The organism is Knoellia sp. 3-2P3 (assembly GCF_029223115.1).
Taxonomy (GTDB): domain Bacteria; phylum Actinomycetota; class Actinomycetes; order Actinomycetales; family Dermatophilaceae; genus Pedococcus_A.
Map to the genome: position 1 here is coordinate 82,721 of NZ_JARGZE010000002.1, position 14,729 is coordinate 97,449.

13 protein-coding genes are annotated in these 14,729 nt (G+C 72.4%); all 13 read left to right on the forward strand.

Going from position 1 to position 14,729, the window contains the following annotated elements; all coding sequences use genetic code 11:
* Window positions 1-34: 34 nt before the first annotated feature.
* The 13 genes from hisI (at window position 35) to P0Y31_RS05845 (ending at window position 14,688) form a co-directional block, all read left to right on the forward strand.
* Window positions 35-511, forward strand: a complete 477-nt coding sequence (hisI, locus tag P0Y31_RS05785) for a phosphoribosyl-AMP cyclohydrolase (protein ID WP_275867288.1) — start codon at window positions 35-37, stop codon at window positions 509-511.
* Entirely contained in the window at window positions 504-2,057 is a 1,554-nt protein-coding gene (locus tag P0Y31_RS05790; RefSeq protein ID WP_275867290.1) for an anthranilate synthase component I, read from the forward strand. Before hisI ends, P0Y31_RS05790 begins: the two co-directional genes overlap by 8 nt.
* Window positions 2,054-2,812 (forward strand): Trp biosynthesis-associated membrane protein, encoded by a 759-nt coding sequence (locus P0Y31_RS05795; protein WP_275867291.1) that lies wholly within the window; start codon window positions 2,054-2,056, stop codon window positions 2,810-2,812. Before P0Y31_RS05790 ends, P0Y31_RS05795 begins: the two co-directional genes overlap by 4 nt.
* A 52-nt stretch (window positions 2,813-2,864) precedes the next feature.
* Window positions 2,865-3,113 carry an HGxxPAAW family protein gene (locus P0Y31_RS05800; protein WP_275867292.1) on the forward strand — a complete coding sequence of 83 codons (249 nt, stop codon included), beginning with the start codon at window positions 2,865-2,867 and terminating at the stop codon, window positions 3,111-3,113.
* A 19-nt stretch (window positions 3,114-3,132) separates the two neighbouring features.
* Window positions 3,133-3,540 (forward strand): DUF2752 domain-containing protein, encoded by a 408-nt coding sequence (locus tag P0Y31_RS05805; RefSeq protein WP_275808031.1) that lies wholly within the window; start codon window positions 3,133-3,135, stop codon window positions 3,538-3,540.
* Between the two features lie 36 nt (window positions 3,541-3,576).
* Window positions 3,577-4,368 (forward strand): indole-3-glycerol phosphate synthase TrpC, encoded by a 792-nt coding sequence (gene trpC, locus P0Y31_RS05810; protein ID WP_275867293.1) that lies wholly within the window; start codon window positions 3,577-3,579, stop codon window positions 4,366-4,368.
* Entirely contained in the window at window positions 4,365-5,597 is a 1,233-nt protein-coding gene (gene trpB, locus P0Y31_RS05815) for a tryptophan synthase subunit beta (RefSeq protein ID WP_275867294.1), read from the forward strand. Before trpC ends, trpB begins: the two co-directional genes overlap by 4 nt.
* Before the next feature lie 2 nt (window positions 5,598-5,599).
* Complete coding sequence (trpA, locus tag P0Y31_RS05820; RefSeq protein WP_275868858.1) at window positions 5,600-6,421, forward strand: tryptophan synthase subunit alpha; 822 nt, start codon at window positions 5,600-5,602, stop codon at window positions 6,419-6,421.
* Complete coding sequence (locus P0Y31_RS05825; RefSeq protein WP_275867296.1) at window positions 6,418-6,927, forward strand: MauE/DoxX family redox-associated membrane protein; 510 nt, start codon at window positions 6,418-6,420, stop codon at window positions 6,925-6,927. Before trpA ends, P0Y31_RS05825 begins: the two co-directional genes overlap by 4 nt.
* Window positions 6,924-7,697: a thioredoxin domain-containing protein gene (locus P0Y31_RS05830; protein ID WP_275867298.1), complete on the forward strand. Its 774-nt coding sequence runs from the start codon at window positions 6,924-6,926 to the stop codon at window positions 7,695-7,697. The genes P0Y31_RS05825 and P0Y31_RS05830 overlap by 4 nt, the downstream gene beginning before the upstream one ends.
* The gene (lgt, locus tag P0Y31_RS05835; RefSeq protein WP_275867299.1) at window positions 7,694-8,554 is read left to right on the forward strand and encodes a prolipoprotein diacylglyceryl transferase; all 861 of its coding nucleotides are present in this window, start codon (window positions 7,694-7,696) and stop codon (window positions 8,552-8,554) included. Before P0Y31_RS05830 ends, lgt begins: the two co-directional genes overlap by 4 nt.
* A gap of 139 nt (window positions 8,555-8,693) precedes the next feature.
* Entirely contained in the window at window positions 8,694-13,238 is a 4,545-nt protein-coding gene (gltB, locus tag P0Y31_RS05840; protein ID WP_275867301.1) for a glutamate synthase large subunit, read from the forward strand.
* Window positions 13,231-14,688: a glutamate synthase subunit beta gene (locus P0Y31_RS05845; protein WP_275867303.1), complete on the forward strand. Its 1,458-nt coding sequence runs from the start codon at window positions 13,231-13,233 to the stop codon at window positions 14,686-14,688. The genes gltB and P0Y31_RS05845 overlap by 8 nt, the downstream gene beginning before the upstream one ends.
* The last annotated feature ends 41 nt before the right edge of the window (window positions 14,689-14,729 follow it).

Below are 14,729 nucleotides of genomic sequence, written 5' to 3' on the forward strand. Positions count from 1 at the left end.
CCCGGGGTGGAGCGACGGTTCATCGGGTCACCCGATGAACGGCACCGGATATGCCGCGGGGTCCGGGCCGTGGGCGGGCGGCCGGCGCCCCGGGGCGGCACGGCAGAATGACGGGGTGACCCCCGACGCCACACCCGTCCTCGATCCGGCCGTGGCCGCGCGCCTCAAGCGTGACGGCAGCGGCCTCGTCGCCGCGATCATCCAGCAGCACGACACCCGAGAGGTGCTGATGCTGGGCTGGATGGACGACGAGGCACTGCGCCGCACGCTCACCGAGGGCCGGGTCACCTTCTGGTCGCGGTCGCGGGGTGAGTACTGGCGCAAGGGCGACACGTCCGGGCACGTCCAGCACGTGAGGTCCGTCGCCCTCGACTGCGACGGCGACGCCCTGCTCGTGCAGGTCGACCAGGTCGGCGCGGCCTGCCACACCGGCACCCGCACCTGCTTCGACGGGCGCGACCTGCCCGCTGCCCCCACGGAGCCCACGGGCGAGAGCGGCGCCCGTGGCTGACCCGCGAGCGCCCCTGTCGTTCGGCGCCACCTGGCCGGCACTCGAGGAGTTCTCGGAACTGGCCCGCGGACGCCGGGTCATCCCTGTCGTCCGGCGCCTCATGGCCGACGCCGAGACGCCGGTCGGGGTCTACCGCAAGCTCGCCAAGGACCAGCCGGGCACCTTCCTCCTGGAGTCGGCCGAGCACGGCGGCGTCTGGTCCCGCTACTCGATCGTGGGGGCCGCCAGCCGGGCGACCCTGACCGAGCGCGACGGGGAGGCGTTCTGGATCGGTGAGCCCCCCGTCGGGGTGCCGACGACGGGCAACCCGCTCGAGGCGCTGCGCGACACCGTGGCCGCCCTGGCGACCGACCCGGTGGAGGGGCTGCCCCCGCTCACCGGCGGCATGGTGGGCGTGGTCGGCTACGACGCCGTGCGGCGCTGGGAGCGGGTCCCGTCCGTCGCCCTCGACGCCCTGCACCTGCCGGAGCTGGCGATGATGCTGGCCACCGACCTGGCCGTGCTGGACCACGCCGACGGCTCGCTGCTGCTCGTGGCCAACGCCGTGAACTACGACGCCACCGACGAGCGGGTGGAGGCCGCCTGGGCGGATGCGGTCGACCGGCTCGACCGCATGACCGCCGACCTGGCCCAGCCCGCCGAGAGCACGGTCGCGGTGATCGACGCCGACGCGGTGTCGACGGCGCTGGCCGAGGTCGAGAGCAACTTCACCGAGCAGGCGTTCGAGGCCATGGTCGAGGAGGCCAAGGAGGCCATCCGGGCAGGCGAGGTCTTCCAGGTCGTCGTGTCCCAGCGGTTCTCGACCCCCTGCACCACCGACGCCCTCGACGTCTACCGGGTGCTGCGGGCCTCCAACCCCAGCCCCTACATGTACCTGTTCCGGCTCCCCTCGCCGGACGGCACGGCATACGACGTCGTGGGCTCGTCGCCGGAGGCGCTGGTCAAGGTGACCGGTCGTCGGGCCATCACCCACCCGATCGCCGGGTCGCGGCCCCGGGGTGCGACGCCGGAGGAGGACCGCGTGCTGGCCGAGGACCTGCTGGCCGACCCCAAGGAGCGCTCGGAGCACGTGATGCTCGTCGACCTCGGTCGCAACGACCTGCAGCGCGTCTGCAAGCCCGGCACGGTCGACGTCGTGGAGTTCATGACGGTGCGCCGGTACAGCCACGTCACCCACCTCGAGTCGACGGTGGTCGGCGAGATCGCCGACGACCGCACCGCCTACGACGTGCTGGCGGCCACCTTCCCGGCGGGCACGCTCAGCGGTGCCCCCAAGCCGCGCGCCCTGCAGCTCATCGAGCAGTGGGAGCCCAGCCGCCGAGGCGTCTACGGAGGGGTCGTCGGGTACCTCGACTTCCACGGCGACCTCGACATGGCCATCGCGATCCGCACCGCTGTGGTCAAGGACGGCGTCGCGCACGTGCAGGCCGGTGCCGGCATCGTCGCCGACTCCGTCCCGCGGGCCGAGTACCAGGAGACGGTCAACAAGGCCGCCGCCGCGCTGCGGGCCGTGGCCGCGGCGAGCGCCTTGAGGACCGTGCGGTGAGCCGTCTCAACCCCCTGACCAAGTCCGGCGTGGTACTGCTGGCGATCCTCGGGGCGGGCCTGCTGCTGGTCAGCGGCTCCCGCACGTGGGTCACCGGCACCGTCGACGACGCGGTGCTGGGGGCCAGCCGGATCAGCGGCACCGGCACGCAGGTCGCCTCCGGCGTGGTGGCCCTGGCCCTGGCCGCCCTGGCCGCCGCCATCGCCAGCACCACCTCGGGGCGGGTCGTCCGTCGGGTGACCCTGGCCCTGCTGCTGCTCGCGGCGCTCGCCGAGGCGGCCTTCGTCGGCCGCGTGCTGCTCGACCCCTCCGGGGTGCTGGGGTCGGTCGCGGCCGCGAGCACCGGCCGCACGGGCACGATCGAGACCCGGGCCGCGGCGACCGCGTGGGCGTGGCTCGCCCTCGGGGCCGTGGTCCTCCTGGTCGTGGCGGCGGTCGGGGGGTGGCTGGGCTCGGGCCGGTGGCGGGGCCTCGGGGCACGCTACGAGGCCCCCGACGCCGACCGCGCGGGCGCACGGGGCCAGCGCGTCGCCAGCGACTGGGACCGGCTCGACGCGGGCGAGGACCCCACCGACGCGGGCGAGGACCCCACCGACACGGGCGAGGACCCCACCGACACGGGCGAGGACCCCACCGACACGGGCGAGCACGCCACCGACAAGGGCGAGCACGCCACCGGTGAGGGCGAGCACGCCACCGGCGAGGACGCGGACACCGCAGGCCCGGCCGTGCGCGACGACCGCAGCAGCACCTGACACAATGGCGCCCAGACCCCACGCCTCTCGCAGCACAGGAGATGTCGCCACCATGGCAGAGCACGAGCACCACGAAGACCACGGCCACAGCGTCGCCGCCTGGACTGCCGTGACGATCATCCTCATCGGCAGCGCCATCGCCTCCTGGGCCGTCGTCGTGGCCAGCCCGGTCCTCTTCTGGGTCGGCATTGGCGTGGCCGTCCTCGGCGCGGTCGCGGGCAAGGTCCTCGGCATGGCCGGCTACGGCGCCAAGGACGTGCCGGCGCCCCGCCAGACGGAGCAGGAGTCCGGCGTCCGCTGACGCCGACGCTCCGGCGGCGATGACCTCGACGCTCTCGTCGCGGCTGCGCGCTCCTGCGGTGGTCGCCCTGGCCGGCGCCGCGCTGGGGGCCGCGCTCGTCCTGCGCGACCCCCACGACGACGGGTCCTGGGGTTGGTGCCCCTTCCTCCTCCTCACGGGCGTGCCCTGCCCCGGCTGCGGCGGCATGCGAGCGGCCAACGACCTGCTCCACGGGCGGTTCGCCGAGGCCGCCGGGTCCAACCTGTATGCCGTGGGCACGGCGGGCCTCGCCGCCGTCGCCTTCACGGCGTGGACCGTGGCGGCCGCCCGCGGCCGGGAGCTACCGCTGCGCCGCCACGGGACCCCGCTGCTGGTGGCCTGGTTCACCGGGCTCGTCGCCTTCGGCCTCCTGCGCCTGCTGCCGGGGTTGTCCGGACTGCGACCCTGACCCGGGCGTTCGCGCCCCGGCGGTTAGCCTTGCCGCATGCCCACCGTCCTCGACGAGATCATCGCTGGCGTGCGCGAGGACCTCGCCACGCGGCAGGCCGCCGTCTCCGTGGATGAGGTGCGCCGCCTCGCCGAGCAGGCGCCGGTCGCGCTCGACGCCGAGGCGGCCCTGCGCCGCACCGGTCTGTCCCTCATCGCCGAGGTGAAGCGTGCCAGCCCCAGCAAGGGCAGCCTGGCCGCCATCGACGACCCCGCCGCCCTCGCCGCGGCCTACGAGGCCGGGGGTGCGACGGCCGTGAGCGTGCTCACCGAGCACCGCCGGTTCGGGGGGAGCCTGGCCGACCTCGACGCCGTCCGCGCTGCTGTGCGCATCCCCGTCCTGCGCAAGGACTTCATGGTGACCGACTACCAGGTCTGGGAGGCCAGGGCGCACGGCGCCGACATCATCCTGCTGATCGTCGCCGCGCTGACCCAGGACGAGCTCGTGCGCATGCAGGACCTCGCCCGCTCGCTCGGCATGACCGCGCTCGTCGAGGTGCACGACGAGCAGGAGACCCGCCGGGCGGTGGACGCCGGCGCCAGCGTCATCGGCGTCAACGCGCGGAACCTCAAGACCCTCGAGGTCGACCCCGACACCTTCGGCCGGCTCGTGCCGCTCATCCCCGACACCTGCGTCCGCGTGGCGGAGTCCGGGGTCCGGGGGCCGCAGGACGCGGCCGCCTATGCAGCCCAGGGCGCTGACGCGGTGCTCGTGGGGGAGGCGCTCGTCGTCGGTGGCGACCCCCGGGCGGCAGCCCATGACCTCATCACGGCGGGAGCACACGCATGACCCAGCAGCACGAGCACGCCCCCGTCGACGTGCCCCGGCCGGGCCGCTTCGGCGAGTTCGGCGGGCGCTACGTGCCCGAGGCGCTCATCCCGGCGCTCGAGGAGCTCGACGAGGCCCGCAGGAAGGCCATGGTCGACCCGGGCTTCCTCGGCGAGCTCGAGCACCTGCACCGCACGTACACCGGCCGACCCAGCCTGGTCACCGAGGTGCCGCGGTTCGCCCAGCACTGCGGCGGCGCCCGCGTCCTGCTCAAGCGCGAGGACCTCAACCACACCGGCTCGCACAAGATCAACAACGTGCTGGCACAGGCCCTGCTGACCAAGCGGATGGGCAAGACCCGCGTCATCGCCGAGACCGGCGCCGGCCAGCACGGTGTCGCCACCGCCACGGCGGCCGCCCTGATGGGCCTGGAGTGCCGCATCTACATGGGCAGGGTCGACACCGAGCGGCAGGCGCTCAACGTCGCCCGGATGCGCATGCTGGGTGCCGAGGTGGTCGCCGTGCCCACCGGCAGCGCCACCCTGAAGGACGCGATCAACGAGGCGCTGCGCGACTGGGTGACCAACGTCCACAACACCCACTACCTGCTCGGCACCGTGACCGGTCCGGCGCCGTTTCCCGAGATGGTGCGCGACTTCCACCGCATCATCGGCGTCGAGGCCCGCGCGCAGGTGCTCGACCTCGCGGGCCGGCTTCCCGACGCCGTGGTCGCCTGTGTCGGCGGCGGCTCCAACGCCATGGGCATCTTCCACCGCTTCATCGACGACGAGGGAGTGCGCCTGGTCGGGGTCGAGGCCGGGGGAGAGGGCATCGAGTCCGGCCGCCACGCGGCGCGGTTCGCCGGCAGCGAGCCGGGTGTCCTCCACGGCACCTTCAGCTACCTCATGCAGGACGAGGACGGCCAGACCATCGAGTCGCACTCGATCTCGGCCGGGCTCGACTACCCCAGCGTGGGGCCTGAGCACGCGTTCCTGCGCGACTCGGGCCGCGCCGAGTACCGGTACGCGACCGACGAGCAGGCCATGCGGGCCTTCGAGGTGCTGTGCAAGACCGAGGGCATCATCCCGGCCATCGAGTCGGCGCACGCCCTGGCGGGCGCCATGGAGCTGGGCACCGAACTCGGACCTGACGCGTTGCTGCTGGTGAACCTCTCCGGACGCGGGGACAAGGACGTGCACACTGCTGCCCGATGGTTCGGGCTGATCGACGAGGAGGGCAACGCCCAGTGAGCCTGGTGAGCCCTGTCAGCGTCGGGGTGGGCGGAGTGCTCGAGCGCTGCCGGGAGGAGGGCCGCGCAGCACTGGTCGGATACCTGCCCGTCGGGTTCCCCGACGTCCCCGGATCGGTCCGCGCCATGGTGGCCATGGTCGAGGCCGGCGTCGACATCGTCGAGGTCGGCGTGCCCTACAGCGACCCGCTCATGGACGGCCCCGTCATCGCGTATGCCGCCGACCAGGCGCTCAAGCGCGGGGCCAGGGTCCGCGACCTCTTCACGGCCACCCGCGCCGTTCGCGACGCGGGTGCCCCGCCCCTCGGCATGACCTACTGGAACCTGATCCTGCACTACGGCCCGATGGCGTTCGCCCACGACCTCGCGGAGGCCGGCGGGGCGGGGATGATTACCCCCGACCTCATCCCCGACGAGGCCGGGGCGTGGATCGAGGCGACCGAGGCGACGGGTCTCGACCGGGTCTTCCTCGTCGCGCCGAGCTCGACCGACCAGCGCCTCGCCGCGGTCACCCAGGCCTGCAGGGGCTTCGTCTACGCGGCCTCGCACATGGGTGTCACTGGCGCACGCACGAGCCTGGGAGACGCGGCCGAGGTCATCGTGGGCCGCACGAAGAAGGTGACCGACAAGCCGGTCTGCGTGGGCCTCGGGGTCTCCACGCGCGAGCAGGCGGCGGAGGTCGCCGCGTTCGCCGACGGCGTGATCGTGGGTTCTGCGCTGGTCCGGTGCCTGACCGAGGCCGACGACCTCGACGCGGGCATCGCCCGGCTGCGTGAGGTGGTCGGGGAGCTTGCCGCCGGCGTCCGAGAGGCCGCCCGCGCATGAGCCTGCTCTCGCAGCGGCCGCCCACGGGGGAGGCGGACCTGCTGCGCCGTCCGCGCACGCTCGACGCCATCGGCCTGCTCGCCCGGCTGGCCCTCGGTGGCGTGATGCTTGTCGCGGGGCTGCTGAAGGTCACCAAGCCCGAGGTCTCGGCACGGGCCGTGCAGGCCTACCAGCTCCTGCCCTTCGACGTGGCGACCTACGTGGGCTACGGCCTGCCCATCCTCGAGGTGGTCCTCGGCAGCCTGCTCGTCCTGGGCCTGTTCACCCGCGCCGGCGCGGCCGTGTCCGGCGTCCTGCTGGTGGCGTTCATCATCGGCATCGCGTCGGCCTGGGCGCGCGGCCTGAACATCGACTGTGGCTGCTTCGGCGAGGGCGGGACCATCGACCCCTCCCAGACCCGCTATCTGGAGGAAATACTCCGGGATGTCGGGCTTGTCCTGTGCGCTGCGTGGCTCGCGATCCGGCCGCGCACGGCATACAGCCTCGAACGCACCCTGTTCACGTGACGAAAGGCAACGAGCAGATGGCAACCAAGCCCGCGGACCGCCGCGCCAAGATCGAGGCGGCCGCGCCGAAGAGCCGGGGTGGTGCCAACAGGATCGTCGTGGCCACCGTCGTCGCCGTCCTCGCGATCGCGGCCGTCGTCGCCGGCGTGATCATCGCCGACCAGAGCAAGAAGTCCGACCTCGCCGCCGGCGGGAGCTCGATCCCGGCGGGAGCCGCGGCGATGGGGGCCGGCCTCGTGGTCAACCCGTCCGCACCGGCCGACGTGCCGACGCTCGACCTGTGGGCCGACTTCCAGTGCCCCGCCTGCAAGTCGTTCGAGGACTCCTTCGGCGGCCAGCTCGACGAGATGGCCCAGAACAACGAGGTCAAGCTCGTGGTGCACGTGCTCTCGTTCCTCGACCAGAACCTGGGCAACGACTCGTCCAACCGCGCCGCCAACGCCGCGTTCTGCGCCGCCGACCAGAAGGCATTCTTCCCGTACTACCGCGGCGTGTACGCCATCCAGCCCGCCCAGGAGGGCGACGGCTACACCGACGAGCAGCTGCGGCAGGTGGCCGAGGCCTCCGGCATCACCGGTGCCGGCCTCGAGACGTGGCAGAAGTGCTACGACGCCCGCGAGCACAACCAGTACGTCGAGTCGGTGCAGACCCAGTCGGCCAAGGACGGCGTCAACGGGACGCCGACCCTGAAGCTGGACGGTGAGGCCCTCGAGCTCAGGGGCCTGACCCCGCAGTCGTTCGCCGACCGGGTGAAGGCCGCCTCGCAGTGAGGACGGCCATCCCGAGCCCGGTCGACGCCGCGTGGCAGATCGGCCCGCTGACGCTCCGTGCCTATGCCCTGTGCATCCTCGCGGGCATCGTCGTCGCCGTCTGGATCACGGGGCGCCGGCTCGCCGACCGGGGCGGGAGCGCCGAGCAGGCACTGGACATCTCAGCCTGGGCGGTGCCGTTCGGCATCGTCGGGGGCCGCCTCTACCACGTCATCACCACCCCCCAGCCCTACTTCGGTGAGGGCGGGGACCCGGTGCGGGCGCTGTTCATCTGGGAGGGCGGGCTCGGCATCTGGGGGGCCATCGCCCTGGGGGCGCTCGGGGCGTGGATCGGGTGCCGGCGCAACGGGGTGCGCTTCCTCGACTTCGCCGACAGCGCGGCGCCCGGCGTCGCGGTCGCCCAGGCTCTCGGCCGCTGGGGCAACTGGTTCAACAACGAGCTCTACGGACGCGAGACCGACGTGCCGTGGGCGCTCACGATCCACCAGTGGGACCAGGGCGCGGGGGAGGCCGTGCGCGACGCCAGCGGGAAGGCTGTCGTCCTCGGCACCTACCACCCCACGTTCCTCTACGAGTCCCTCTGGTGCCTGCTCCTGGCCCTGGCGCTGGTGCTGGCCGACCGACGCTTCGCACTGCGACGCGGCCAGGTGTTCGCCCTGTACGTGGCGGGGTACCCGGTCGGGCGCATCGTGTTCGAGTTCATGCGCAGCGACAAGGCCAACGAGATCCTCGGCCTGCGCGTCAACGTGTGGACCTCGGTGCTGGTCTTCGCCCTGGGCCTGACCCTTTTCTGGCTCTTCGGGAAGCGGGCGCGGGCCGAGCGGGAGCCCCTGGAAGCGTCTCAGAATCCGGGATAAAGACGTTCACATACTAGGACGCTTCCGGCGGGCTCGGCTATGGTCTCGGGCAAGCCGTGGCCAACGCCGTCCACGCGCAGTCCCGTGTGCATGCTCTGCAGGCACGCCCGCCTCTGTACCCCCAAGGACGGTGACCTGAGTGTCCTCTGCGCGCTTCTCCGCCCAGCCTGCCAACACCGGGCTGTACCGCCGCGAGTTCGAGCACGATGCGTGCGGTGTGGCCATGGTGGCCACGATGCGCGGCAGCGCAGGACACGACATCGTCGACCACGCCCTCACGGCGCTGCGCAACCTCGAGCACCGCGGCGCCACCGGGGCCGACCCGCTGGTCGGTGACGGTGCCGGGATCCTCACCCAGGTGCCGGACGCCTTCTTCCGCGAGGTGGTCGACTTCGACCTGCCGGTGACCGGCGCGTATGCCGTGGGAACCGCGTTCCTGCCGGCCGGCGAGGCCGAGCGTGCCGAGGCGACCGCGGCGATCGAGGCCCTCGCCGCCGAGGAGGGGCTGCGTGTCCTGGGCTGGCGCGACGTGCCCGTCGACACCGAGATCGTCGGGCAGGTGGCGCGCGACTGCATGCCGTTCTTCCGCCAGCTCTTCGTCGCGGCCTCGTCCGGTCGCCTCGTCGGCGTCGGCCTGGACCGCCTCGCCTACTGCCTGCGCAAGCGCGCCGAGCACGAGGTCGAGGTCTACTTCCCCTCGCTCTCGTCGCGGACGCTGGTCTACAAGGGCATGCTCACCACCGGGCAGCTCGAGCCGTTCTTCCCCGACCTGTCGGACCGGCGCTTCGCCACCCAGATGGCTCTCGTGCACTCGCGCTTCTCGACCAACACCTTCCCGTCGTGGCCGCTCGCGCACCCCTACCGGATGATCGCCCACAACGGCGAGATCAACACCGTCAAGGGGAACCGCAACTGGATGCGGGCCCGCGAGAGCCAGCTCGCCTCCGACCTGATCCCCGGCGACCTCGAGCGCCTCTTCCCGATCTGCGCCCCGGACGCTTCGGACTCGGCCTCCTTCGACGAGGTGCTCGAGCTGCTGCACCTCGGCGGGCGCTCGCTGCCGCACGCGGTGCTCATGATGATCCCGGAGGCCTGGGAGAACCACGCCGAGATGGACCCGGCCCGCCGGGCCTTCTACGAGTTCCACTCGACCTTCATGGAGCCGTGGGACGGCCCCGCCGCCGTGTGCTTCACCGACGGCTCGCTGATCGGTGCCGTGCTCGACCGCAACGGCCTGCGGCCGGCCCGGTACTCGGTCACGGACGACGGCCTCGTCGTGCTGGCCTCCGAGGCCGGCGTGCTCGAGCTCGACCCGTCGCGGGTCGTGCGCAAGGGCCGCCTCCAGCCGGGCCGGATGTTCCTCGTCGACACCGAGCACGGACGCATCGTGCCCGACGACGAGGTGAAGGCCGGCCTGGCCGCCCAGCACCCCTACGAGGAGTGGCTGCACGCCGGCCTCATGCACCTCGACGACCTGCCCGAGCGCGAGCACATCGTGCACACGGCGGCCTCGGTGGCGCGGCGCCAGCAGACCTTCGGCTACACGCAGGAGGAGCTGCGCGTCCTGCTCACGCCCATGGCCAGGACCGGGGGAGAGGCCCTCGGCTCGATGGGCACCGACACCCCCATCGCGGTGCTGTCCGAGCGTCCCCGGCTGGTCTTCGACTACTTCACGCAGCTCTTCGCGCAGGTCACCAACCCGCCGCTCGACGCCATCCGCGAGGAGCTCGTCACCTCGCTGGGCACGACGATCGGCCCCGAGGGCAACGCCCTCAGCGCCACGCCCGCCCATGCCCGCCAGGTCGTGCTGCCGTTCCCGGTGATCGACAACGACGAGCTCGCCAAGATCGTCCACGTCAACGCCGACGGCGACCTGCCCGGCTACGCCACCCACGTCGTCCGCGGGCTCTACGACGTCTCCGGCGGCGCGGCGGCCATGCAGGCCCGGCTCGAGGAGATCTTCGCCGAGGTCTCCGAGGCCATCGCCAGGGGGTCGCGGTTCATCGTGCTCTCCGACCGCGACTCCGGTCGCGACTACGCTCCGATCCCGTCGCTCCTGCTCACCTCCGCGGTGCACCACCACCTCATCCGCGAGAAGACCCGCACCCAGGTCGGCCTCCTCGTGGAGGCCGGTGACGTCCGCGAGGTCCACCACGTGGCGCTCCTGGTGGGCTACGGCGCCGCCGCGGTCAACCCCTACCTGGCGATGGAGTCGGTCGAGGACCTCGCGCGCGCGGGCTCCATCCCCGACGTGACCCCCGAGCAGGCCGTCAAGAACCTCATCAAGGCGCTCGGCAAGGGCGTGCTCAAGGTGATGTCGAAGATGGGCATCTCCACGGTGGCGTCCTACCGCGGGGCCCAGGTGTTCGAGGCGCTGGGCCTGTCCCAGGAGCTGGTGGACCGGTACTTCACCGGCACCGTCTCCCAGCTCGGCGGCGTGGGCCTCGACGTCATCGCCGCGGAGACCGCGGCCCGGCACGCCGCGGCATACCCGCCGGACGGCGTGCGCCTGCCGCACCGCAAGCTCGAGGTGGGCGGCGAGTACCAGTGGCGGCGTGAGGGCGAGCCCCACCTGTTCGACCCCGACACGGTCTTCCGGCTGCAGCACTCGACCCGGTCCCGGCGCTACGACATCTTCAAGCAGTACACCCAGCGGGTCGACGAGCAGTCGGAGCGGCTGATGACGCTGCGCGGCCTGTTCGAGCTCGGTGGCGCGAACCCGCGTCCGCCGGTGCCCCTCGAGGAGGTCGAGCCGGCCAGCGAGATCGTCAAGCGCTTCAACACCGGCGCGATGAGCTACGGGTCCATCAGCCAGGAGGCGCACGAGACCCTCGCCATCGCCATGAACCGCCTCGGCGGCCGGTCCAACACCGGCGAGGGCGGCGAGGACGTCGAGCGGCTCATGGACGACGAGCGGCGCTCGACGATCAAGCAGGTCGCCTCCGGCCGCTTCGGCGTCACGTCGCTGTACCTCACCAAGGCCGGCGACATCCAGATCAAGATGGCCCAGGGCGCCAAGCCGGGCGAGGGCGGCCAGCTGCCCGGCCACAAGGTCTACCCGTGGGTCGCCAAGACCCGGCACTCCACGCCGGGTGTCGGCCTCATCAGCCCGCCGCCGCACCACGACATCTACTCGATCGAGGACCTCGCGCAGCTGATCCACGACCTCAAGAACGCCAACCCCGAGGCGCGGATCCACGTCAAGCTCGTCTCGGAGGTGGGCGTCGGCACGGTGGCCGCAGGCGTGTCCAAGGCGCATGCCGACGTCGTGCTCATCTCGGGTCACGACGGCGGCACCGGCGCCTCGCCGCTCACGTCCCTCAAGCACGCGGGCGGTCCGTGGGAGATCGGCCTCGCCGAGACGCAGCAGACCCTGGTGCTCAACAACCTGCGCGACCGGATCGTCGTGCAGGTCGACGGCCAGATCAAGACCGGCCGCGACGTGGTCGTCGCAGCGCTGCTCGGCGCCGAGGAGTTCGGCTTCGCCACCGCGCCACTGGTGGTCAGCGGCTGCATCATGATGCGCGTCTGCCACCTCGACACCTGCCCGGTCGGCATCGCCACGCAGAACCCCGAGCTGCGGGCGCGCTTCTCGGGCAAGCCCGAGTTCGTCGAGACCTTCTTCGAGTACATCGCCGAGGAGGTGCGCGAGCACCTGGCCGCGCTCGGCTTCCGCTCGGTCGAGGAGGCGGTCGGCCAGGTGTCGGCGCTCGACGCCGGCAAGGCGATCGACCACTGGAAGGCCTCGGGCCTGGACCTGTCGCCGATCTTCGCCGACGTCCAGAGCCCGGACGGCGCAGCACGGCGCAACACCACCGGCCAGGACCACGGGCTCGAGAAGGCGCTCGACCACAGCCTGATCGACCTCGCCCGGGAGGCGATCACCGAGGGCACGCCGGTCACCGGCGAGGCCCAGGTGCGCAACGTGAACCGGACGGTCGGGACGCTGCTCGGTCACGAGGTGACCAAGAACCACCCGGACGGCCTGCCCGACAACACGATCGACCTCACCCTCACCGGCTCGGCGGGCCAGTCCCTGGGGGCGTTCCTGCCCCGGGGCGTGACCCTGCGGCTGCTCGGCGACGCCAACGACTACGTGGGCAAGGGCCTCTCCGGTGGCCGGGTCGTGGTGCGCCCCGACCGGGCCGCCCCGCTGCAGGCCGAGCAGAACGTCATCGCGGGCAACGTCATCGGCTACGGCGCGACGTCCGGCGAGATCTTCCTGCGCGGGCAGGTCGGCGAGCGGTTCTGCGTGCGCAACTCCGGCGCCACCGCGGTCGTCGAGGGCGTGGGCGACCACGGCTGCGAGTACATGACCGGCGGCACCGTGCTCGTGCTCGGCCCGACCGGGCGCAACTTCGCCGCGGGCATGTCGGGCGGCGTCGCCTACGTGCTCGACCTCGACCACGACCGGGTCAACCCCGAGCTCGTGGACCTCTCGCCGCTGCGGCCCGACGACGAGACGGTCGTCCGTGAGCTGCTCGGTGCGCACCAGCAGTGGACAGAGTCGTCCGTTGCGGCGCGGCTGCTCGAGGACTGGGAGGCCGCGCGCCAGCGCTTCACCCTGGTCCTGCCGCGTGACTACCAGCGCGTGCTCGACGTGCGCGCGGCAGCCGAGGCCGAGGGCCTCGACGTCAACGGCTCCGACGTGTGGGAGCGGATCATGGAGGCATCTCGTGGCTGACCCGCAGGGCTTTCTCAGGACTCGCGAGCGGGAGCTCCCGACCCGTCGCCCCGTCCCCGTCCGCATCCGGGACTGGAAAGAGGTGTACGAGGAGCAGAAGCTCGGCACCCTCCAGCGCCAGGCCGGCCGCTGCATGGACTGTGGAATCCCGTTCTGCCACAGCGGCTGCCCGCTGGGGAACCTCATCCCCGAGTGGAATGACCTGGCTTGGAAGGGCGACTGGCGGGAGGCGATCGAGCGGCTGCACGCCACGAACAACTTCCCGGAGTTCACCGGCCGGCTCTGCCCGGCGCCCTGCGAGACAGCCTGCGTGCTCGGCATCAACCAGCCCGCGGTGACGATCAAGCAGGTCGAGGTCACCGTGATCGAGGAGGCCTTCGACGCCGGCTACGTCAAGCCACAGGCTCCTGAGCGCCTCTCGGGCAAGACCGTCGCCGTCGTGGGCTCCGGTCCCGCCGGCCTCGCGGCAGCCCAACAGCTGACCCGCGCCGGGCACACCGTGGCCGTCTACGAGCGGGCCGACCGTCCGGGCGGTCTGCTCCGCTACGGCATCCCCGAGTTCAAGATGGAGAAGTCGGTCCTCGACCGCCGCCTGGCCCAGATGGAGGCCGAGGGGACCCGGTTCCGCAACGGCGTGAAGGTCGGCGAGGACATCACCGGCAAGCAGCTGCGCGACCGATACGACGCCGTGGTGCTCGCGATCGGCTCCACGGTGCCGCGCGACCTGCCAGTGCCGGGCCGCGAGCTCGACGGCGTGATGCAGGCGATGGACTTCCTGCCGCCCGCCAACCGCGTGGCGCTGGGGGAGACGGTCGAGGGCCAGGTCACCGCTGAGGGCAAGGACGTCATCATCATCGGCGGTGGCGACACCGGCGCCGACTGCCTCGGCACGTCGATCCGCCAGGGCGCGAAGTCGGTGACCAGCCTGGAGATCATGCCGCAGCCGGGGGAGGAGCGTGCTGCGGGCCAGCCGTGGCCGACCTACCCGATGATCTTCCGCGTCGCCTCCGCGCACGAGGAGGGCGGCGAGCGGCTCTACTCCATGAGCACCAAGGAGATCCTCGGCGACGAGCAGGGCCGCGTCCGCGGCATCCGCCTCGTGCAGGTCGAGATGGTCGACGGCCGCTTCCAGGAGGTCGAGGGCAGCGAGCGCGAGCTGCCGGCGCAGCTCGTGCTCCTCGCCATGGGCTTCCTCGGCCCTGAAGGACCCGGGGTGGTCGAGCAGCTCGGCGTCGAGCTCGACGAGCGCTCGAACGTCAAGCGCGACAACGACTACATGTCCTCCGTCCCGGGTGTCTTCGTCGCCGGTGACGCCGGGCGTGGGCAGTCGCTGATCGTCTGGGCGATCGCCGAGGGCCGGGCGGCCGCCGCGGGCGTGGACCGGTTCCTGACGGGCACCACGGCGCTGCCGCGGCCCATCAACCCGACCGACCGCCCGCTCGTCGTCTGAGCGGGCGCCGGCCACCCGGCGTACCACGGCCGCACACCGTC

Coding starts and splice junctions, on each gene's coding strand:
- hisI (WP_275867288.1), top strand. CDS start 35: ATGAACGGCACCGGATATGCCGCGGGGTCCGGGCCGTGGGCGGGCGGC.
- P0Y31_RS05825 (WP_275867296.1), top strand. CDS start 6,418: ATGAGCCTGCTCTCGCAGCGGCCGCCCACGGGGGAGGCGGACCTGCTG.
- trpC (WP_275867293.1), top strand. CDS start 3,577: ATGCCCACCGTCCTCGACGAGATCATCGCTGGCGTGCGCGAGGACCTC.
- P0Y31_RS05805 (WP_275808031.1), top strand. CDS start 3,133: ATGACCTCGACGCTCTCGTCGCGGCTGCGCGCTCCTGCGGTGGTCGCC.
- P0Y31_RS05800 (WP_275867292.1), top strand. CDS start 2,865: ATGGCAGAGCACGAGCACCACGAAGACCACGGCCACAGCGTCGCCGCC.
- trpB (WP_275867294.1), top strand. CDS start 4,365: ATGACCCAGCAGCACGAGCACGCCCCCGTCGACGTGCCCCGGCCGGGC.